This window comes from Ancylobacter rudongensis, assembly GCF_900100155.1.
GTDB lineage: Bacteria > Pseudomonadota > Alphaproteobacteria > Rhizobiales > Xanthobacteraceae > Ancylobacter > Ancylobacter rudongensis.
Map to the genome: position 1 here is coordinate 417,784 of NZ_FMTP01000002.1, position 20,579 is coordinate 438,362.

Genomic DNA, 20,579 nt, shown 5'->3' on the forward strand with positions numbered 1-20,579 from the left:
GGAGAGGCCTCGCGCCAGCGCATTGGGCTTTCACCCCTCGTACCTGCGTGCTTCGAGGCGCGCTGCGCGCGCACATCAGCATGATGGGGCCTTTTTTCGGCGGGAGGACCGAGGGAACGATGACAATTCGTTTCGCGCCCATCATCGCGGAGGCGAGATTGATAAAGCCATTCCACTCCAGTAACGAGGTCAGCTTCATGGATGAATTCATCTCTGTATTCATGAGAGAAGAAGTGACCCCCTATATCAGAAAAATGATATGCGATAAAATATTTAACAGAACATCAATAATTATTGAAACAATAAATTTGAACAGATATAATATTATAATCGATTTTGAAAATAATACTGTATTGATTGATGAGATAACATTTATCGAATTTGCGGAAAGTCGAAAAATGTCTATTTCCGAATTCTCTGAAATTATCAATTGCTAATAACTTTCGTGGCTATTTTCATACTCCAAAGGAGGGTAGCGAGATAACGGATATTTTTTACAGCCTTTTCTTGGAAGATGATTTGATCTCGGAGCTCCGTTAAGCCACCTCACGGCATGTAAGCGGCGCCGCATACACTAGTTGCACGCGCCTCTGGGCGCTTCGCGACCATCGCGCGGCGCTGCCACGATGAGTGTGTGCGAACACCCTGTCCGGCAACGCATGTCCGTTCCTCGCCGGCGCCGCCTCAGAGCCTGTGCGAAAATTCGATAGTCGGATGGGGAACTGGCACTTAACTGTCCATCGGCTCTTTTCGGGCTCGTTGCCACTCCTCCCAGCAATTTTCGGGATCGATATCGAGGTAACCTCGTGCTTCATCGATCTTCCGGGCAACGTCGGGCGGAACAGCAACCGCTTCACAATTGTCGCGGATTTCGATCACCTCTTCCTCAGTCAAAGGGCTTCCCTTGTCTCGCTCCCGGCTGATTAGAGTGGAGACAAGACTGGGAATTGGATAGATAATGAGATATTCGTCCTTGCTCATGGAACATCCTTCAAAGCGGTGACTCATCTTGGCTTGAAGGCGGCTGTAGAGCCCTGAGCAAACAGCCCACTTCTGCGAGAACAGCGAGGCTGAATTCATAGGGGCGATCTCGCCCGCCAATGCAATACCTGATTGTAGTAATGCTATTCCGAGCAAGAGCAACCTCATACCCTACCTCTCCCCTGAATAGCGCGACGATAGAACTCCCCTGAGCCTGACGTCAACTTCAGTCCGGCAACCGATGACATAGTTCTCCCGCAGATGGCCGGAATGGTCGCCTAACTACTGATTCCAGGCCGACTTATGCCTAAACGGAAACGCTATGTGGAACCCGACCACCCGGCGACAGTATAGTCGCGGTCGGCCACGATACGAAGCCGACCTGACGCATGCTGAATGGGAAGTGATCGCTCTGCTTCTTCCAGACCGAGCGTCGAGAGGGCGTAAACCAGTCTGGCCGCTGCGCGAAATCGTCAACGCCATCTTCTATGTTCTGCGGGGCGGCATCCCATGGCGCCTGATCCCGAAAGACCTTCCTCCCAAGAGCACTGTGTTTGGCTATTTCTGCAACTGGCGCGACGCTGGCGTCTTCACGCCGATCAATCGGACGGCCGAAGGCCGATCCGGGATCACGCCGAAGGATCGCGCGCAACGATAACCCCGATCCCGGTTCTCGCGCCGCCCGGCCGGGATGACGCCAGCCTGAAGCCATGCGGGATGCGCCGCTTCAGCGCCTATGCCCCCCCCCCCCGACAGATCCGCGCCCGACCGAGCCACCCCATGGCACGTGAACACCCTGTCGCGTTGCCTCGCGTCCATTCAAAGGGTAATGATCTTAGCGATTACGGCCTCACATCGCAGATTTTGCCGAGCTAATCGGTCTATGCACGGAGCCGCATATGATAAAACGTGCATTATTTGCTATATTTGGATTCTTATCATTATATATATCATTATTTATATTTATGATAAGCTTAAATATTATAGTATTTGTCGTACATGTGGAAAATTTTCCTGGTGGCACCATCGAAATAGGCGACGGCACCCGGCATATTTCAAAAAAAGATGGATATATAGCGTTCATCCAACAATTAAATAGCGGCTCCGGCGTCACCTTGAAGTGCGCAGAATCTGTAGATAGAGATGGATATTTTCTACCTCTACTTGATCAGTTTATATACATTGAAATAGATGGCTGCCATATAAAGTATGTCTGGGGATATGATTTAATATATCCATTTATGATTATATTCGATTTTTTAATTCAAATTTACATTTATATGTTCAACTGAGCACTCATCTACATCCACAACAGCGGCCCGCGCGCTACTGGCCTGACGTAGATCGCCGCACATTGCTCAGGTCTCTGTTCGGCCCGCTCGCCGGAGGGACAGTACAGCCCCCGCGCGCTCGGCTTCCCCGGACACGTCGCGCCTCGCGCGACGCCGATCCGGGACCCGGGAGAGCGTCTTCAGCCTCACACCTACGCATCTGCGTGCTTCGAGGCGCGCTGCGCGCGCACCTCAGCATGGCGTGGTCCGGCCTCTGGCAGATCGTCCCCAGTGCGACGCTTCGCTTGCGGCTCAGCATAACGCAGCCCTGCCTGGGTGCAGCGTCATCCTGAGGTGCCCGGGCGAAGCCCGGGCCTCGAAGGATGGGCCTCGAAGAAGGACCCACCCGCTGCCGGTCAGCGCCTATGACCCGACAGATCCTTGATCGTCGGGTTCTCGCCGGTCAGCGGGTTGTCCGGGTCCCAGCCATAGCTCAGCGTCTCGAAGCGCATGGTGAGGGTGTCGATCATCAACAGCCGCCCGACCAGCCCCTCGCCGAAGCCGACCACGGCGCGCACGGCCTCCAGCGCCACCAGCGTGCCGGCGACCCCGGCCACCGCGCCGAGAATGCCGGCCTCGGCGCAGCTGGGCACCAGCCCCGCCGGCGGCGGCTGCGGGAACAGGCAGCGATAGGTCGGGTTCGGCGTGCCGTCTGCCGCCTTCTCATGCGGGCGCAGCGTCGTCACCGTGGCATCAAAACGCCCCAGCGCGGCGGAGACGAGAGGCACGCCGGCCAGCGCGCAGGCGTCCGAGACGAGATAGCGGGTGGAGAAATTGTCCGAACCGTCGATCACCACATCGGCCCCGCCCACCAGCGCCAGCGCGTTTTCCGCCGTCAGCCGGGCGTTGATGCCTTCAAACGCCACATGCGGGTTGAGCGCGGCGATGAACGCGCCCGCGCTCTCGGTCTTGCGCCGGCCGATGGCGGCGGTGGTGTGGATGATTTGCCGCTGCAGATTGGACAGCGACACCTCGTCATCATCAATGACCGTGAGATGGCCGACCCCGGCGGCGGCGAGATACATCAGCGCCGGCGCGCCGAGCCCGCCCGCGCCCACAACCAGCATCCGCGCCTTTTTCAGCTTCTGCTGGCCCGGTCCGCCGATTTCAGCGAGCACGAGATGGCGGGCATAACGCTCCACCTCCTCGGGGGAGAACAGCGGCGCGCGCGGCGGCGGGGCAGAGGCGGCGGGAGTGTCTGTCATGGCTGAGCTATATAACAACCCGCCGCCCGCTCGCCACACTCTGCGTGGCGAGGCCGCATTGGCCGCGCGGCGATTAGCGGCTATCTCCGTGGCATGACACCGGACCATGCAACGCTCTTCGCCGCCGCCGCGCGCCATGGCGACACGCTCGCCCGCCAGCGCCTCGTGCTCTATGCCGGCGCCAACCTGCCCTCGCCGGAGGTGATCGCCGCCACGGCGCCCGGGCTCGGTGCCATGCCCTCGATGGGGCCGAGCTTCGACAAGGAGCAGCCGGGCACGGAACTCGTCTCGCAGTTCGAGGTGGCGGTGCGGCAGGAGGCCTGCGCCCTCTTTCGCGCCGGCTGGGCCGAGCCGCGCCTGCCGAGCGCCACTTTGTGCAATCTCGCGGTGTTCCACGCCTTCGCCCGGCCGGGCGAGCTGATGCTGGCGCCTGACAAGGCGCAGGGCGGGCATCTGAGCCAGCGGCGCGGCGGCACGCCTGATCTTGCCGGGCTGGTCTGCGACGAGCTTCCTTTTGATGCCGCCGGCCTGTGCCTCGACGCGACAGGCGCCGCGCGGATGGTGGAAGAGCGGCGGCCGCGCCTCGTCATGCTCGGGCGCAGCGCGATGGTGCGGGCGGACGATATCGCGCCCGTGGTCGCGGCGGCGCGCGCGGTGGGGGCAACCACCGTGTTCGACGCCTCGCATGTCGCCGGGCTGATTGCGGGCGGCACCTATCCCAACCCGCTGGAGGCCGGCGTCGACGTGCTTGTCACCTCGACCTACAAGACCCTGCCCGGCCTGCCGCACGGCCTCATCCTCGGCCGCGACCCGGCGCAGGGCGAGGCGCTGACGCGGCTGCTGGATGCGCGCTTCCTCGCCAATTCCAACGCCGCCCTGCTGCCGCCGCTGCTGCGCCTGCTCACCGACATGCGCGCCGGCGCGACTGACTACGCCGGGCGCGTGGTGGCCAACACCGCCGCCCTCGCCGAGGCCTGCCGCGCGCGCGGCCTGCCGGTGATCGCGCCCGAGGCCGGCCACACGCACCAGATGCTGATCCCGATCGCGGCGGGCGCCGCGCCGCGTGCGCTGGTGGCGGCGCTGGCGGAAAGCGGCGTCATCATCGGCCTCTGCCCCGACATCACCCGGCCGGGGGGAACCGCGCTGCGGGTCGGCACGCAGTTTCTGGCGACGCTGGGGCTTCTCGCCCCCGACATGGAGGCCGTCGCCGACATCCTCGCCGGCCTGCTGTCAGGCGACGACGGTGTCGGCCTGCGCCCGGACCCGGCGCCGGGCACCCCGGCGCGGATCGAGGACCTGCTCGCCGGGCCGGCGTGAGCGCGCCTGAGGCCGGCCCGAGAGCGCGCGCGGCGTTCATTCGAGATACCGGCGGGCCGGGGATGCTGCTAGGTTCCGGGGACCTTCCTCAAGGCAATGACCGAGCGCAACATGACGTACACCGTAGGTAGCTATCTTGCCGCCCGTCTCGCCCAGATCGGGCTGAAGCACCATTTCGCCGTGGCCGGCGACTTCAATCTGGCACTGCTCGACCAATTGCTGACCAATGAGGAAACCGAGCAGGTCTATTGCTGCAACGAGCTCAATTGCGGCTATGCCGCCGAGGGCTATGCCCGGGCCAATGGCGCCGCGGCGGCCGTCGTCACCTTCAGCGTCGGCGGTCTGTCGATCATCAACGCCATTGCCGGCGCCAATGCGGAGAACCTGCCGGTGATCCTGATCTCCGGCGCGCCGAACACCAATGACCGCGCCACCGACCATCTGCTGCACCACACGATGGCGACCTCCGATCTCTCCTACCAGCTGGACATCGCCGCCCGGATCACCTGCTGCGCGGTGGCGATCACCTCGCCCGAGCAGGCGCCCTCCCAGATCGACACGGCGATCCGCACCGCCCTGCGCGAAAGCAAGCCGGCCTATATCGAGATCGCCTGCAACATTGCCGGCGCTCCCTGCGCCGCGCCGGGGCCGGTGAGCGGCCTTCTCGCCGGCGCGCCCAGCGATGCCGCGACGCTTGAGGCGGCGGTGGCGGCCGCGGCGGACTTCATCAAGGGCCGCAAGAAACCGGTCATCCTCATCGGCTGCAAGCTGCGCGCGGCCAAGGCCGAGCGCGCGGCGCTGGCGCTGGCGCAGGCGCTGGGCTGCCCGGTGGCGGTGATGGCGGCGGCCAAGAGCTTCTTCCCCGAGACGCACCCGCAATTTGCCGGCATCTACTGGGGCGAGGTCTCCGCGCCGGGCACGCGCGAGATCGTCGACTGGTCGGACGGGCTGATCTGCATCGGCACGCTGTTCAACGACTATTCCACCGTCGGCTGGACCTCGAACCCGGCCGGGGCGAACGTTCTCACCCTCGATATCGACCATGTCACCCTTGCCGGGCATGATTTCAGCGGCCTGCACCTTGCCGAGGTGCTGGACGGCCTGGCGGCACGGGTGGACGCGAACCCCACCGCCCTGAACGAGTTCCACCGGCTGCGCGCCGCGCCGGCCACGGTGCCGGAGGCGCCGCCGGAGGCCAAGCTCTCGCGCACCGAGATGATGCGCCAGATCCAGGGGCTGCTGACCGGCGACAGCACGGTCCTCGTCGAGACCGGCGATTCCTGGTTCAACGGCATGCGCCTCGCCTTGCCCGAAGGCGCGCGCTTCGAGATCGAGATGCAGTGGGGCTCGATTGGCTGGGCGGTGCCGGCCACCTTCGGCTATGCGGTGGGCGCGCCCGGCAGGCGCGTGATCGCGATGATCGGCGACGGTTCGTTCCAGCTCACCGCGCAGGAGGTGGCGCAGATGATCCGGCGCAAGCTGCCGATCATCATCTTCCTCATCAATAATCGCGGCTACACGATCGAGGTCGAAATCCATGACGGCCCGTATAACAACATCAAGAACTGGGACTATGCCGGGCTGATCAACGTCTTCAACGCCGAGGACGGGGAAGGGCTCGGCCTGCGCGCCGGCACCGGCGGCGAACTCGCCGAGGCGATCACGCGGGCGCTCGGCAACACCAAGGGGCCGACCCTGATCGAATGCGCCCTCGACCGCGACGATTGTTCGCCCGACCTCATTTCCTGGGGACGCCGCGTCGCCACCGCCAATGCGCGCCCACCGCAGCCGAAGTGAACCAAGGCCTGCCGGCACGGCCCTGATGCGGGGCGTGCCGGCACGGTTAGGTGCGCTCCCGACGAAAGGCCCCTCGCACCCGGTTGCCGGGGGGCCATGGTTCGATTATGAAGACGCGGCACAGGCGCCTCGCGCGCCTCGGCACCCGTAGCTCAGCTGGATAGAGCGCTGCCCTCCGAAGGCAGAGGTCGCACGTTCGAATCGTGCCGGGTGCGCCACTTCGGCACAAAACTGCGAACGCCGTTCGCCGCCGCTCCTACACTTGATCCGGCCGCAAGCGTGCGCAGCAGGTCCGATTTGTTTCCCATCCGCTGAATCTCCGACCTGCTCACCACCTAGACGCGCTGAGCGAGCGCTCGAAGATGGTCACGGTGATACTCGCCGGTCTCGATGCGCAGCATGGCGCTGGCGATCTCGGAGAAGCGCTTCAGGCCTCAGCGGTGACGATGGGGCCGACCCGCTCGACCGCGGCTTGCGCACGCTCAGCGTCTGCCTCGGTCTGGTCGCGAATCGCGGCCAGTTCGGCAATGCGGTCCTTCAATCAGAGATCGGCCAGGTTGATCAGGCCGTTCTCGATCGCCTCATGAAGGCGCTGCAGCTTGGCCTCAGCTTCGGTCGCCCGCTTATTGAGCTCGGTGATGTGGCTGCGCCGCCGCTCGACCCATTCCTCGCGCCGGTCGAGAAGCTGCTCCAGAAGGGTGGACAGGCGTTCCGGATCGAGGATGCGCCGTTCCAGATGATCGATGACGGCGCGGTCAAACCGGTCCATCCGGACGGCAAGGCCCTTGCACTCCGTCTTGCCCATCCGCCCGTTTCGGTGGGATGGATGTGTCGGAGGCCAAACGACGTCGGGTTCTCGAGGACGAAAACGGCAATCGGACCGCGCATGCTGGCCTTTGCCATGCTCGACAATGTGGTGCTGAAGGATCTGACCGAATGGCAAGACTGGCAACACGCAGCCCGAGGTTTGCGTCCGGCGTCCTTGGGATGCCGCGTTCCTAAAGCAGCCCCCCGGAAAACGACCGCGAAAACGGGACGTCTCACCTGCCGGCGGTTCAGGTCTGCTTTTAAGAAATAGAAAGCAAGGCCTGAACGACCGAGAAGGCGGCGCAAAGCGGCCAGTTACAACGGCGTGCCGGGAGGGCCGCTTGAGTATCAAAAGCGCCAGCTCTGTGTATGGCACCTCCCAATTCTGTCCCGTTTGAGTAAGACTGTGCCGACGATTGGGAAGGCGCTGCGTCGAATGAGATCCCTGTGATGGAGATCCAGCCTCTGCTGTCGGCGAACGACATCCTGGCGCAACCGCGCTTCGGGCTGGCGCGCGAGATCTATGTCCGCGACATGCTCGAACTGCACGAGAACCAGCCGGCCGAGAACCGGCTGCTGATCGATGGCGGCGCAGCGACGATCTTCATGAGCGTCATCATCATGGACGCCGGACATCGACCCCACGACCGCGCGACATGGCCGACCATGCAACTGCTTAAAAGGCAGATGGAGGCCCATGGCATCGCGAGCTGGCGCCGCACCCACGATATCGTCCGCCGTCTTGCGGATACCGGATACATCTCGGCCTACCGGGCGCCGAACGATCGCCGCGTCACATTGCTGGCGCCCACGGACAGGATGCTCATCCATGATCGCCGCGCGCTCCGCGTCTATTATCACCCGCTGCACGTCCTCTTTCCGGACCCCGGATATCCCGAACCGGTCAACCACGACCCGGCCTTTCATCGCATGGCGCGCGAAATATGTGCCGCGTTCCTGGCCCATGCGCAGCAATTCATCCTGGCCAATCCGGTGATCGCCTTCTTCCTGCCCCGGCAGGCCGGCCACATGATACTGACCAAGCTCATGCATGTGTGCGCCCATCAGGACGATCAGGCGCCGCCGCAGGTGTCCTTTCTCAAGATCGGCGACAGCTTCGGCGTGTCCCGTACCCATGTGCGCAAGTTGCTGCAGGGGGCGGCGGAACTCGGCTTCGTGCGGCTGTCGGGCAACAGCGTCGACGTCACGCCCAAATGTCGCGCCGGCTTCGACCGATTCCTGGCCGACACCATGGCTGGCCATGATCTCATTTATCGCATGGCGAAAGCACGCATGGCCCCTGGCGAAGACGCCGCAGCGGCCCCAATCGCGACCGTTGAAGCCCTTTGACGGTATAAAGTAACCTGCAGCACCGCCTTTCGCTTTCCTTCGCCAATGCAGGCGAAAAGTTCCGTAACGCCCCTACGTTGGTGCCTTTAGTGTCGGTGCGTCGGGACGTGGCGCGCGGCTCATCAGGTGGCCAGCAGCGCCCCGTGGCGATTGAAGCATCAGTATCGGAGGGATGTCATGGTACCCATTGTTGCCGCCGACACGCTCGCGCGGATCCATGTGCACGGCGCGACGGACCCGTCCGTCAACTGGCTCGGAGCCTTCGCCACCTGCGGCGGGCATGGCGCGAGCCAGTCCTCCACCATCGTCTACGAGATTCCGCCCGGCGGGCGCCTGGGCTGGCACACCGATGCCACGGAAGAGACCCAGTACATCCTCGCCGGGACCGGCGAACTCCTGATGGAGGACGGCAGCCGCACCATCGGCGCGGGCAGCGTCTTTGCCTTGCCGCCGAACGTGCGGCACGACATCGTCAATACGGGCAGCGAGACGCTGCATGCGGTAGCCTTCTTCGCGGCGGCCATGTTCACGCAGACCTTCGACCAGGTGATGCTGCCGCCCGATACACATGTGCTCGGCACGCCGAACCGGGACGGCTGACGTCCGGCGCTGAAGCGCCCTCTCTTTTCTGATAATTAAGTTAGCCGACTATTTAATCCGAAAAGCAGAGGTCTCACCTTCAAATCGCGCCGGATGCGCCATTCTCCAGCGCACGATCAGTGACCGATCAATCGACCCTTTCGGGTATGTCGCAAACACGTCGCTCAGGCCTCGCTGCGTATCTGCCGGCGCAGCTCATCGGCCAGCGGATGCAGCCGGTCCGGGGCCACCGCTCCGACGAGGCTGTAGCCGAGGCCATCATCGGCCCAGGCGAAGCCGTTGAGTGCGCCGTCGGTGTGAGGCGACATTGGCAGGGCCGGATCGGCCTTCATCGGGCGCGCCAGCATCACGAGCCGCGTTCCGCGATCGTCGTCAAACATGAACAGCGCGGCAGGGCCGTGCTCGGTCGGCACTACGCGCCCGCCCATCAGCCGATAGCCCGCCGCCGTCAGGTCCGGAATGCCGATCGGACGGCCAATGCGCTTGGCGGTCCAGGCCGCGAGCACGTCGCGATCGCTGGCACGGATCTCGACCGGCCGCACCTGGTCCGGCACATAGGTCGCATAGCTCGCGGCCGCCTCGCGGGCGAGCGCCTGGACACCTTCGGAGGTCGGAGGACTCAGGTCGCGCAGCGACCAGCCGCCGGCGGCGCCCACCGACAGCAGCAGCACCGCCGCCGCGGCCATCGCCCAGCGTGGCGCCTGCCGTGGCAGGCGGCGCTCCTCGATCATGCGCGAGAGGTCGAGCTCCGTCGGCACCGGCTCGTCCATGACAGGCGCGAAGGCGTCGCGCAGCATGTCGCGCTGCTCGCCATAGACCGCGATGCGTCGGCCAATATGCGGATGGGCGTCGAGATAGGCGCTCACCTCGGCGTGGCGTTCGGGCGTGAGCGTGCCGTCGACAAAGCCGTTCAGGTCGTCTTCGGTGATCGGAAGAGGGTTCATTTCACGCTCCGGAGATGGGGCGACGGACGGGCTGCGCGCGGGTCGGCGGACATCAGCCTGGCAAGGCGTTCGCGGGCACGCGACAGACGCGACATGACCGTGCCGATCGGCACGCCCAGCACCTGCGCCGCGTCGGCATAGGAGAGTTCCTCGACCGTGACCAGCAGAAGCACGGTCCGCTGCTCATCCGGCAGCTGCGCCAGCGCGTTGACGAGGTCCTGGCAGCGCAGCCCGTCCTCCTGTCGGGCCGCCGAGGCGAAGCTCGCCGGATCGGCGTCGTCGAGCCCGATATGGATCGGGCGCTGCGTCGACCGGCGCAGCCGCGTCATCGCGAGATTGTGCAGGATGGTGAAGATCCAGGCCCGCGGGTCCTCGCCCGGCCGCCGCTGATGCCAGCGGCTGATGGCGCGCTCCAGACAATCCTGCACCAGATCGTCCGCCGCCGTCCGCTCGCGCATCAGCGCCCGCGCATAGCGCCGCAATGCCGGAATCAGCGGCTCGATGAGGCGCACCATCTCGTGGTTCACGGTGTCTCCTTTCGAGGAGAGGCGCGCCTCCCCCATCAGCGACTGTCCTGGCGCAGGCGGGGCGCGTCAATCCAGCGTCTGGCGCTGGACGACGGCGCCGGGCTGGGCGACCGTGCCCTGCGTGATGACGAGATAGCGGCGCTCGGCCTTGGCCGCGTTCTGCACGATCTGGCGGATGGGTCCGGCGGCGTTGACGATCGCCGAGCCGGCGGGATTGGACATGAAGGCCGAGAGCGGTTCGATCGCGCCCGTGCCGTCGGGCTGGCTGGCCAGCGCCAGTACATGCGGCTTCTTCGGCGCGAGGCCGGTTACTGACGCCTGCAGGACCTGGATCAGACCCTGGTCGAACAGCGTGATGCTGGTCGGGGGCGTGTCGGCGGCCTTGCCGTCCGTGGTCAGGCTGAGATGGGCCGCCTGCCCGGCGACGCCGAGCGGCTGGAGGTTCTGCGTGCCCTCGCCCTCCGGCACGGCGCCGGGCACGTAGTTGACCGCCTGCGGCGCCTGGCCGATCGGGATGGTCGCCACCACCGTGTTGGTCAGCGTGTCGATGGCCGCGAGAGCATCGGCGTTTTCCAGCCCGACATAGACGCGCGAGCCATCACCCGACGGCCAGAGGCCATGCGGCAGCTTGCCGACAGGAATGGTCGCCACCGGCGTGAAGTCGTCGGTGCGGAACACCTTGACCTCGTTGAGCCCGCCCACCGTCACATAGGCGAAGCTACCCTTGGCATTGCGGGCGAAGTTGACATGGTTGGTGATCGGGCCGGTCTCTAGCGTCTTGATGACCTCGAACGGCGGCTGCGCGTTGAACACCTGCACCTTGCCGATATCCTTCAGCGTGAACCAGACCTGCTTGCCGTCCGGCGTCGCCGCGATGTTGGGACAGAACGGGCTTTCCTGCTTCACACGGCCGACAATCCTATGGTCGGCGACCGAGATGACCACGGTCTCGGGCATGAAGGAGGAGCAGACATAGCCGTATTTCCCGTCGGGCGAGAAGATCTGCATGCCCGGGCCGTTCGGCACCTTGATGCGCGTCTTCTCCTCATAGGTCGCGCTGTCCAGCACGGCGATGTAGTCCTCGCCGCGCACCGTCACCCAGACCTCCTTGCCATCAGGCGTGAAGAACGCCTCGTGCGGCGAGCGGCCGATATAGGTCGTGTGCTTCACGGCATTGGTCGACGTGTCGATGAAGGTGACAGCGTTCGAGCCGATTGACACCACGGCGAGCGTCTTACGATCCGGCGAGAAGCCCATGCCGTGCACCAGCACCTGCCCCTTGTAGAGCGGGCTGAAGTTCGTCGGCTGCGGCTCACCCAGCCGGATGATGCCGACCAGCTTGTTGGTCGCGGGATCGGTGACGGAGATGGTGTTGGAGAACTGCTCGGCGGCATAGACGCGGTCGCGGCTGCTCAGCGGAATGTCCGGGGCGGAGGCGGCGAACGGCGCCTGTCCGGCGAAGGCGGGCACCGCACAGGCGAGCAGGACGCTGGCGAGCACGCCGGTGAGGACGGATGTGTTCATGGGACGGTTCCTAATTCGCCGGGGCCGACAGGGCCGGCATCGCCATGGTGCTGGCGGGCATCGGGCGGAGCGACAGGGTGCCTGGGGGCATGGCGGAAGGGTCATGGGCGGCGCCGGTCCCGGGCAGGGTTGGCGCCGGCGCGGAAGGCGGCAGGGGCTGGCCGAGCGCAAGCCGCATCGCGGCGATCTCCTGCTGCTGCTCGATGACGATCTCCTGCGCGAGGCGGCGCAGCTGCGGGTTCTGGCCGTAGCGCAGATAGGCGACCGCCATGTCGATGGCGCCCTGATGGTGCGGGATCATCATCGCCGTGAAGTCGGCGTCGATGTCGCCGGTCGGCGTCACCTCCATGTCCGCCATCATCTTGTCCATGGCGGCGGCGTTCTCGGCGAGAAACGGCGATTCGGCGCGGGTTGTGGAAGCCGTGTCGGCGCCATGGCTGTGGTCGCCCGCCGCGACCGCGCTCCCAGTCAGGCAGAGCGCGAGCAGCACGCCGACACGAGACAGGTGTCGTTGTCGCATGGACTTTTCTCCTTCGGGCGATGACGCCTTCGGGAGGTTGGACTCGCAGCCGGCGCGATTATTCCGCCCCGGCGCGAATTTTCTCCGGCCTTCGCCTGACCCGCCCGACGCCCACCCCGTGCGACGCGAAAATCGGAACGCACGCCCCGTCAGGCGGAATAAAGCGCCGCGACGAGAGTCTCCCGATGCAGGCCACATTGGAGATTCAGGCACATGCGCCTTTCAACCCTCGCCGCGACGTTCGTCCTTATCGCCGCTTCCGGCTCGGCCGCGCTGGCGGGTTCTGCCGAAGACCTCGCCAGGTGGCGCATCGCCGCCATTGCCGGCGGCGACCTCGCTGTTGTGTCGGCGGCCTACGGCCCCGGCGCGACGCTGCACTGGGTCGGCGGCCCGCTCGACGGCACCTATAGCCAGCCGGGCGCGATCAGGGAGATCTGGTCGAAATTCTTCGCCGCCCAGGGCGCCCAGACGGCGACCATCGCCATGGCGGTAGCGGCGGCCAATCCCAAGGGTGGCACGGTCACGGCCGATGTCACCTTCGCCGGCAAGAACACGGTCAAGGTGCGCTACGTGCTGCTCTATCGCGGCGACAGGCTGGTCGACGAAATCTGGCAGGTCAATCCGACCGCGACTTACTGAACGGACCGATCGCGCGGGGGGGCGTTCACGTCCCCCCAACGGACGGGCGAGCTGGCGCGGCACAGGTCCACGCCGGACGGCCGACACGTCCACCCCCATGCCGGCGTGAGCCGACCGGGCCGCTGCCCGGGCGATCGGCTGCGCACGGCTGGCGCGGACACGAGCGGGGCCCCGACGCCACGGCAACGAGGCCCTGCTGTCTCGCGTCGCGGTTCGCCGCCGCGATTTAGCATAAAGGCTATATTTGATTAATTTGATAAAATTGATACCACGTCGCCATTCAGAGGAGTTTGCGACATGAGCGAGATCGACAAGGACGACGCGCCGGACTTCGCCAGGCGGGTCGCCGAGAACCAGAACCGGCTGCGGGAGCGGCCTCCGGCGCAGTACAATTTCATCGTCTGCGGCGCCGGGTCTTCCGGTTCGGTCGTGGCGAGGCGCCTGGCCGAGAACCCCGATGTCGATGTGCTCCTCGTCGAGGCGGGGGGCGATGACGAAGCCGACACGGTGCTCGACCCCTCGCAATGGCCGCTCAATCTCGGCAGCGCGCGTGACTGGGGCTTTCAGGCGACGCCCAATCCACACCTCGACGGCCGGACCCTGTCGATGTCGATGGGCAAGGGCCTGGGCGGCGGGTCCAGCATCAATGTGATGGTGTGGGCGCGCGGGCACCGCAGCGACTGGGACTTCTTTGCCAAGGAGAGCGGCGATCCCGCCTGGGGCTACCCGGCGGTGCTCGACATCTATCGTCGGATCGAGAACTGGCAGGGCACGCCCGATCCGCACTATCGCGGCACAGCGGGCCCGGTGTGGGTGCAGCCGCCGCGCGATCCCAGCCCGGTGGCGCTCGCCCTGCTCGATGCCGCGACCGAAATCGGCATCCCGCGCTTCGATCATCCCAATGGCGCGATGATGGAAGGCGCTGGAGGCGTCGCCCTCTCCGACATGCTGGTGCGGGATGGGCGACGCCACTCCCTTTTCCGCGCCTATGCGCGGCCCTGGATGGACCGGCCCAACCTGACGGTGCTCACCGGAACGACGGTGCGCCGGGTGATCTTCGAGGGCCGGCGCGCCGTTGGGATCGACGTGGTTCGCGACGGAGAGGTCTCGCGCATTTGCGCCAGTGCGGAAGTGGTCCTGTCGCTCGGCGCCATCCATACGCCGAAAGTCCTTATGTATTCGGGCATTGGCGACGCCTCGGAACTTGGCCGGCATGGCATCCCCGTCCGCCAGCATCTACCCGGCGTCGGCGCGAACCTGCAGGATCACACGGCCTTCTGCTGCATCTGGGAGTATCGCGACGCTCTCGCGCCGCGCAATAATGGCAGCGAAGCGAAACTGTACTGGAAGACGCGTCCCGAGCTTGAATCGCCCGACCTGCTGTTCTGCCAGGCCGAGTTTCCGGTGCCGAGCGAACGGACGGCGGCACGGGGCGTGCCCGCGCAGGGGTGGACGATGTTCGCCGGCCTGGCGCGGCCAAGCAGCCGTGGCCGGCTTCGCCTCACCGGCGCGGATCCGCTCTCGGCGATCGAGATCGACGCGAACATGCTGTCGGACCCCGCCGATATGGAGACGGCGCTCGCCTGCATCGAGCTCTGCCGCGAGCTTGGCAATGCCAGGGCCTTCCAGCCTCTGGTGAAGGGCGAGGCGCTGCCGGGCCCGCTCAAGGGCGAAGCGATGAAGCAGTTCGTGCGCGAGTCCGCCGTCACCTACTGGCATCAGAGCTGCACGGCGAAGATGGGGCGTGACGCGATGTCGGTCGTGGACGCCTCTCTCAATGTCTATGGGGTCGAGGGTCTGCGGATCGCCGATGCCTCGATCATGCCGCGCGTCACCACCGGAAACACGCAGGCCCCCTGTGCCGTCATCGGCGAGCGTGCCGCCGAGCTGATCCGCCGGACCTACGACCTCTGACGTCCTCGCGCCGGGGCCGTCCATGAGGGGCGGGCCGGCGCCGGGGCTGCGGGTCAGGAAGGCATCGCGCGCGTCCCTCCACCTCCGTCGGGTGAAGCCGGCCTTGGGAGGTTTCAAGCCCTGCGGGGTGATGGAAAGCTCATACCCGATCCGGAAGACGCGCAGGCCCGGCGGGCGCGGCCGGGGCGCTGTGGCCTTGGCCAGCTGTGTGCCGCTCCGCCTTGCCGAGCGCGTTCCGCAGCTGCCGCTCGATGGCGCGCAGCCGCACCTCGTCCGATGCCAGCGCCGCAAGCGCCATCAGGGCCCGCCGCTCGCCGTCGTCCAGCGTGCGCGGCCTCCGGTCGATGATGCACAGCGACCCCACGGTGAAGCCCTCACCGTCATGGACGGGGGCGCCGGCGTAGAAGCGGAAGCCGAGATCACCCGCGACGGCCGGATTGGCGGCGAAGCGCGGATCGCTCGGCAGGTTCTCGACCGAGAACACCGCCTTCTGCAGGATCGTATGATTGCAGAACGCCCAGCTTCGCGGGGTTTCCGGCGCATCAACGCCGATGCGCGACTTGAACCATTGCCGTGTGGGAGTGAGCAGGGTCAGCAGCGCGATCGGCGCGTCGAGCGTGCGGGAGGCCAGCCAGGTCAGGCGGTCGAACGCTTCCTCGGGAAGCGTGTCCAACAGCCCCGAGCGCTCGAGTGCCACCAGCCTCTGGCTCTCATTGAGCGCGATTGGAAACAGCGCCTCGGCGGGCGGCGGGGTCGGCGTGCCGGTGTCGATCAGCGACACGCGTATCGCGGCGGCTGCCTGTTCGGCGGTCTCGACAGGCACGACGCGGCCGGGCAGATCGCCACTGGCGATCGTGCCTGCGGCCACGACCGCGAGAATCCGGCTGTGACCCAACGACGGGTTGGCAGAGAGGCTGTGCAGCAGCCTCACCCGCTCGGCATCGGGCGGCGCGAGATCGACGATGATGGCGTGCGGCCGGACGGAGCCGATGGCAAACAGCGCCCGGTGGACATTGTCGAAGGCTTCCACCGTGCATTCGGGAATGCCGGCCAACAGGCGATCATAGTGGGCAAGCCGTTCGGACGAAGCGACAAGGATGACGGTGGCGGACGGGAGCGGCGCGCCGGGCGCGCCCGGCGCGGGCCGCTCGATCAGTGCCATGACGTCCGCGCGGTAGACCCGGCGGTGCCCGCCCGGTGTCTTCCACGACGGCACCGAGCCACCCTCGATCAGCAGCTGGGCGGTGCGGACCGACACGCCGAGTATTCTGGCGGTCTCGGCCGTGGTCAGGATGTCCTTGTCGGTCTTTCCCATCGCCTTCCCCACACGCGGAGATCGCGCACCACCCGGCAAAGGCACCGGGAGGGCGCGGATCCCGCACTATAGGGCGCGCGGCGGCAAAATGGGAGAGTTGCTGGATTTGATTAAAACGATAGAAGGCGCAACCAGTGCGTGGCGTCAAGGAAGCGGCCCCGCCTTGCCGGGCCAGCGCCCCCTGAGGGTGCCGGCCCGGCAAGGCGGCCGCATCGACCGCTCACGGCCGCTTGGAAACCGTCCGCGCCGCCTTGTCGATGGTGTCGGCGACGACCTTGGGCTGGGTCATGAAGAGCGCGTGGCTGGCGGAGACCGTGGTGATGTCGGCACCGATCCGCTTGGCCATGTGCAGCAGCATCGCCTGGTCGAACGCCTTGTCCTCCGTCGCGATCACCGCCCAGCTCGGCTTGGAGCGCCAGGCCGCGTGCGTCAGCTTGGTGCCGAACGCGGACAGGTTGATCGGCACCTGCGAGTCCCGCATGAAGGCGACGTCCTGATCGCTGACGTCATGGGCGAAGCCGGCCTTGAATTTCTCGCGGTCGACAAAGGCGAAGCCGTCCGCCGCCTTGTCGAGCACGAACTCCGTCGCCGGCGCAAAGCCTTCATATTGCTGGCCGGTCGTTTCTCCCGCGTCGGGCGACAGCGCGGAGACATAGACGAGCCCTGCCACCTTCGGAGTGTCGCCGGCCTCGGTAATGACCGTGCCGCCCCAGGAGTGCCCGACGAGAATGGCCGGGCCGCTCTGCCGTTCCAGCACGCGCGTGGTGGCCGCGACATCGTCTGCGAGCGAGGTCAGCGGGTTCTGGACGATGGTGACGCGATAACCGCGCTGGGTCAGCTCGTCATAGACGCCGCGCCAGCCGGACCCGTCGGCGAACGCCCCGTGCACAAGCACGACGTTCTTGACCGCCTGGCTCTGCGGGATGGGGTCGGCCGCGCGCGCCGGGTCCATGCCGAGGACAGCGGCGGCGGCCGCGGTGGCGGCAAGGATGTTTCTTGTCTTGGTGTTCATGAGGCTTTTCCTTTTCTTGCCCGATACCATTATCGGCAATTTCTGCTTGATCCGCTGTTGTGACGGCCGCGCGCGGCTGCAATCGCGAAAACGACTTCCGCGGTTACGTGGCCATTACTTGGTGAGGTGGATGTCGAGGCCGGATCGGCGCTGCCGGCGGCGGTGGTCAGCCGATCAATCGCGCCGCGCGTGTTTCGCGGTGTCGCATGGCGTTGTCCTTCGGTGGCATGGTGGCGTCTGAAGGATGGACTCCGTGCCGCGCCGCTTATTCCCGTCCGGTACGGATTTTCTCCGGGCGGCCCCGGGTTTGTTCGGCCCCGGCCTAGGCGGTGGGAACCGTGCCGCCGTCAATGAGATATTCGGTGCCGGTGATCGCCGCCGCGCGGTCCGAGGCGAGAAAGGCGATGAGGCTGGCCACTTCGTCCGGCTTGGCCGGGCGGCCGAGCGGAATGCCGCACAGACCGTCCATGATGATCTTCCTGCCGCCCTCATAGTCCGTGCCGGCCTGCTCGGCCAAACGCTGGACGAGGCGTTCGGCGGCTTCCGTCTCGATCCAGCCCGGGGCGACGCGCACCACGCGCACGCCCTTTGGCGATACTTCCTTCGACAGGGCCTTGCTGTAGGTCGACAGCGCGGCCTTTGCGGCGGCATAGGCCGTTGTCGATTCCGGGAGCGGCAAGACGCGCTGGATCGACGAGACATGGATGACGACGCCGCTTCCGCGCTCGACCATGCTCGGAACGAGCAACCGATCCAGCCGAACGGCCGGCAACAGGTTGAGATCGAGTTCCTGCTGCCACAAGGCATCGGTGAGCGCGGCAAAGCCGCCCCCCGGTGCCGAGGACCCGCCGAGCACGTGGACGATGATGTCGACGCCGCCCAGCCGCCGGCGGGTCGCCTCGGCCACGCGCGCGCAGCCCTCCCCGGTGGTCAGGTCCGCCGCAATGAAGAGCTCCTCGGGCAACTCTTCGGGGCGCGAGCGGGCCGTCGTCAGCACTCTGGCACCGAGCGCGCGGAACAGTTCGACGGTGGCCGCACCGGCGCCCTTCGTTCCCGCGGTGATCAGGGCGCGCTTGCCGTCGAGATTGAGGAAATCGGTCATCAGCCGATCTCCAGCGCGACGATCTTGCCCTGCGCGATGGTGAAGGCGAAATCGAGCGTGGCCGGGCTGTTGGGGAAATCGCCTGACACCAGCGCGCAGACGGAAACCTTGTCGCCCCCTCCGGACATCTCGATCGGGGCGGTGACGTGGTGGGTCTTCTCCTTGGCCGCGACCCACCAGCGGCGGATGGCGGGCAGCCCCTCATGGACGGCGCCCTCATCCCGCACCACCGCTCCGGCGGCGAACGCCGCCACCAGCGCCTCGGGGTCGTTGCGACGTTCGGCGTCGAAATAGGCCTTCACACTCTCGGGCATATCCATCGTGCGGCTCCTCACTGGCAATGTCTGATTGTCAGGATAGGGCTCGACGATTACTGAGATAAGTGGGACAAATCGGCATCAAGGGGCGGATCGCCGAGCTGAACTACTATCCGGGTGTGAAGGCGCTCGAAACCATCATCGATGTGCCCAGGGGCTGGCCGGGGCATCGGGCGGGCCAGTTCGCCTTCGCCATGTCGGATGCGTCCGAAGGCGCGCATCCCTACACCATCGCCTCCGGCTGGCACCCGGACCATCCGCGGATCGCCTTCATCACCAAGGAGCTGGGCGACCACACCGGCCGGCTGCGCGAGAAACTGCGCGCCGGCCAGGAGGTGCGGGTGGAAGGCCCCTATGGCTGCTTCACCTTCGACGACGATTGCCGCCACCAGATCTGGATCGGCGGCGGCATCGGCATCACGCCGTTCATCGCCCGGATGAAGCACATGGCCCTGCGCGGCGACGCGCCCGACGGGCCGGAAGGTCAGACGGCGGACCTGTTCCACACCACCGCGGATTTAGACGAGGTCGCACTTGCGAAGCTCGCGCACGACGCGCGGGCCGCCGATGTGCGCCTGCATGTCCTGATCAGTGCCCGCGATGGCCGACTCACCGGTGCCCGCATCCGGGAGGAAGTGCCGGACTGGCGCGAGGCGAGCATCTGGTTCTGCGGCCCCGCCGGCTTCGGGGAATCACTGCGACGGGACTTCGCCGCTCAGGGCTTTCCCGTCGAGGCGCGCTTCCATCAGGAACTGTTCGACATGCGGTGAATGACCGGTTCTCAGTGACGCGGGCGCCATCAGGTGTCGGAATCAACGGGGTGGCGGAGATCTACCGGCGGGCGGGGATCAGCCAGGCGACCTACTTCAACTGGAAGAGGCAATATCAGAAGCTCGCGCCGCTCGAGATTAGGAGGCTGAAGCAGATCAAGGATGAGAACACGAAGCTGCGCACGCTCGTTGCCGACCTCACGCTGGACCGGGAAATTTTGCAGGCTATCGACCGCCGAAGAATCTGAGGCTTGGGCCTATCAGAAGTTTGTCATTCTCGACTTCGCCAGCCCCGGAAAGCCGACAGACAACAGCTTCATCGAATCGTTCAACGGCAAGCTCCGCGCGGGATGCCTGAACACCCGCTGGTTCATCAGCCTTGACGACGTCCGCACGAAAACGGAGGCTTGGCGTAGAGACTACAATGAGATCCGGCCACGCGGCGCCATCGGCAACGAGCCATCGATCGCGCTGATCGGTGGCTCTCAGGCACCTCCGCCCGCATGAGCCCTACCCCCGGAGAATTCCAGCTCCGGCGGGCCTAGAAACGGGAAGCGATTCAGCTGTTCATGGGCACAGGCTGAAGAATGGCCGACACGGCGGGATC

Annotated in this window: 18 protein-coding genes, 1 tRNA gene and 4 pseudogenes; 12 read left to right on the plus strand and 11 right to left on the minus strand. The window is 65.7% G+C overall.

Features of this window, described 5'->3' with window-relative positions:
* Window positions 1-729 precede the first annotated feature (729 nt).
* Window positions 730-981 carry a hypothetical protein gene (locus tag BLO63_RS06955; protein WP_091438136.1) on the minus strand — a complete coding sequence of 84 codons (252 nt, stop codon included), beginning with the start codon at window positions 979-981 and terminating at the stop codon, window positions 730-732.
* A 322-nt stretch (window positions 982-1,303) separates the two neighbouring features.
* On the opposite strand from BLO63_RS06955, the pseudogene BLO63_RS06960 reads away from it, so the two are divergent.
* Window positions 1,304-1,585, plus strand: a pseudogene (locus BLO63_RS06960) (transposase); the annotation flags it as partial.
* A 295-nt stretch (window positions 1,586-1,880) separates the two neighbouring features.
* Window positions 1,881-2,273, plus strand: coding sequence for a hypothetical protein (locus BLO63_RS21205; RefSeq protein ID WP_205409278.1), 393 nt, complete (start codon window positions 1,881-1,883; stop codon window positions 2,271-2,273).
* Between the two features lie 395 nt (window positions 2,274-2,668).
* On the opposite strand, the gene BLO63_RS06965 is transcribed toward BLO63_RS21205, so the two are convergent.
* A complete protein-coding gene (locus tag BLO63_RS06965) occupies window positions 2,669-3,517 on the minus strand; it encodes a HesA/MoeB/ThiF family protein (RefSeq protein WP_425284319.1) in 849 nt (282 codons plus the stop codon).
* 93 nt (window positions 3,518-3,610) lie between these two features.
* Between BLO63_RS06965 and BLO63_RS06970 the strand changes: the two genes are divergently transcribed.
* From BLO63_RS06970 to BLO63_RS06980, 3 genes are all read left to right on the plus strand, one after another.
* Window positions 3,611-4,834 carry a glycine hydroxymethyltransferase gene (locus tag BLO63_RS06970; protein WP_091438139.1) on the plus strand — a complete coding sequence of 408 codons (1,224 nt, stop codon included), beginning with the start codon at window positions 3,611-3,613 and terminating at the stop codon, window positions 4,832-4,834.
* 111 nt (window positions 4,835-4,945) lie between these two features.
* Window positions 4,946-6,631 (plus strand): alpha-keto acid decarboxylase family protein, encoded by a 1,686-nt coding sequence (locus BLO63_RS06975; protein ID WP_091438807.1) that lies wholly within the window; start codon window positions 4,946-4,948, stop codon window positions 6,629-6,631.
* 141 nt (window positions 6,632-6,772) lie between these two features.
* Window positions 6,773-6,849, plus strand: a tRNA-Arg gene (locus tag BLO63_RS06980).
* A gap of 323 nt (window positions 6,850-7,172) precedes the next feature.
* Here BLO63_RS06980 and BLO63_RS06985 read toward each other — a convergent pair.
* The gene (locus BLO63_RS06985; protein WP_091438141.1) at window positions 7,173-7,436 is read right to left on the minus strand and encodes a hypothetical protein; all 264 of its coding nucleotides are present in this window, start codon (window positions 7,434-7,436) and stop codon (window positions 7,173-7,175) included.
* Between the two features lie 2 nt (window positions 7,437-7,438).
* Here BLO63_RS06985 and BLO63_RS20925 point away from each other — a divergent pair.
* The 3 genes and pseudogenes from BLO63_RS20925 to BLO63_RS06995 form a co-directional block, all read left to right on the plus strand.
* Window positions 7,439-7,562 (plus strand): annotated as a pseudogene (locus BLO63_RS20925) (IS3 family transposase); the annotation flags it as partial.
* A gap of 326 nt (window positions 7,563-7,888) precedes the next feature.
* The gene (locus BLO63_RS06990; protein ID WP_091438143.1) at window positions 7,889-8,788 is read left to right on the plus strand and encodes a helix-turn-helix domain-containing protein; all 900 of its coding nucleotides are present in this window, start codon (window positions 7,889-7,891) and stop codon (window positions 8,786-8,788) included.
* Between the two features lie 177 nt (window positions 8,789-8,965).
* Complete coding sequence (locus tag BLO63_RS06995) at window positions 8,966-9,388, plus strand: cupin domain-containing protein (protein WP_091438146.1); 423 nt, start codon at window positions 8,966-8,968, stop codon at window positions 9,386-9,388.
* Between the two features lie 164 nt (window positions 9,389-9,552).
* Here BLO63_RS06995 and BLO63_RS07000 read toward each other — a convergent pair whose 3' ends face one another.
* The 4 genes from BLO63_RS07000 to BLO63_RS07015 all read right to left on the minus strand — a co-directional run bounded on the left by BLO63_RS07000 (window position 9,553) and on the right by BLO63_RS07015 (window position 12,903).
* Window positions 9,553-10,332, minus strand: a complete 780-nt coding sequence (locus BLO63_RS07000; protein ID WP_091438149.1) for an anti-sigma factor family protein — start codon at window positions 10,330-10,332, stop codon at window positions 9,553-9,555.
* Window positions 10,329-10,847, minus strand: a complete 519-nt coding sequence (locus BLO63_RS07005) for a sigma-70 family RNA polymerase sigma factor (protein WP_091438810.1) — start codon at window positions 10,845-10,847, stop codon at window positions 10,329-10,331. Before BLO63_RS07005 ends, BLO63_RS07000 begins: the two co-directional genes overlap by 4 nt.
* Before the next feature lie 78 nt (window positions 10,848-10,925).
* A complete protein-coding gene (locus tag BLO63_RS07010) occupies window positions 10,926-12,383 on the minus strand; it encodes a YncE family protein (protein WP_091438152.1) in 1,458 nt (485 codons plus the stop codon).
* Between the two features lie 10 nt (window positions 12,384-12,393).
* The gene (locus tag BLO63_RS07015; protein ID WP_244517702.1) at window positions 12,394-12,903 is read right to left on the minus strand and encodes a DUF305 domain-containing protein; all 510 of its coding nucleotides are present in this window, start codon (window positions 12,901-12,903) and stop codon (window positions 12,394-12,396) included.
* Between the two features lie 213 nt (window positions 12,904-13,116).
* Between BLO63_RS07015 and BLO63_RS07020 the strand changes: the two genes are divergently transcribed.
* Complete coding sequence (locus BLO63_RS07020) at window positions 13,117-13,542, plus strand: nuclear transport factor 2 family protein (protein WP_091438156.1); 426 nt, start codon at window positions 13,117-13,119, stop codon at window positions 13,540-13,542.
* 297 nt (window positions 13,543-13,839) lie between these two features.
* Window positions 13,840-15,456: a GMC family oxidoreductase gene (locus BLO63_RS07025; protein WP_091438159.1), complete on the plus strand. Its 1,617-nt coding sequence runs from the start codon at window positions 13,840-13,842 to the stop codon at window positions 15,454-15,456.
* A gap of 139 nt (window positions 15,457-15,595) precedes the next feature.
* Here the strand turns inward: BLO63_RS07025 and BLO63_RS07030 are convergent, their stop codons facing one another.
* From BLO63_RS07030 to BLO63_RS07045, 4 genes are all read right to left on the minus strand, one after another.
* Window positions 15,596-16,714, minus strand: coding sequence for a GAF domain-containing protein (locus BLO63_RS07030; RefSeq protein WP_425284320.1), 1,119 nt, complete (start codon window positions 16,712-16,714; stop codon window positions 15,596-15,598).
* 277 nt (window positions 16,715-16,991) lie between these two features.
* On the minus strand, window positions 16,992-17,723 hold the full coding sequence (locus tag BLO63_RS07035) for an alpha/beta fold hydrolase (RefSeq protein ID WP_244517751.1): 732 nt from the start codon (window positions 17,721-17,723) through the stop codon (window positions 16,992-16,994).
* A gap of 382 nt (window positions 17,724-18,105) precedes the next feature.
* Entirely contained in the window at window positions 18,106-18,885 is a 780-nt protein-coding gene (locus BLO63_RS07040) for an SDR family oxidoreductase (protein WP_091438166.1), read from the minus strand.
* On the minus strand, window positions 18,885-19,205 hold the full coding sequence (locus BLO63_RS07045) for a nuclear transport factor 2 family protein (RefSeq protein ID WP_091438169.1): 321 nt from the start codon (window positions 19,203-19,205) through the stop codon (window positions 18,885-18,887). The genes BLO63_RS07040 and BLO63_RS07045 overlap by 1 nt, the downstream gene beginning before the upstream one ends.
* A gap of 77 nt (window positions 19,206-19,282) precedes the next feature.
* On the opposite strand from BLO63_RS07045, the pseudogene BLO63_RS07050 reads away from it, so the two are divergent.
* Both BLO63_RS07050 and BLO63_RS21515 read left to right on the plus strand, forming a co-directional pair.
* Window positions 19,283-19,972 (plus strand): annotated as a pseudogene (locus BLO63_RS07050) (ferric reductase-like transmembrane domain-containing protein); the annotation flags it as partial.
* Window positions 19,969-20,479, plus strand: a pseudogene (locus tag BLO63_RS21515) (integrase core domain-containing protein). The pseudogenes BLO63_RS07050 and BLO63_RS21515, both read left to right, overlap by 4 nt.
* The last annotated feature ends 100 nt before the right edge of the window (window positions 20,480-20,579 follow it).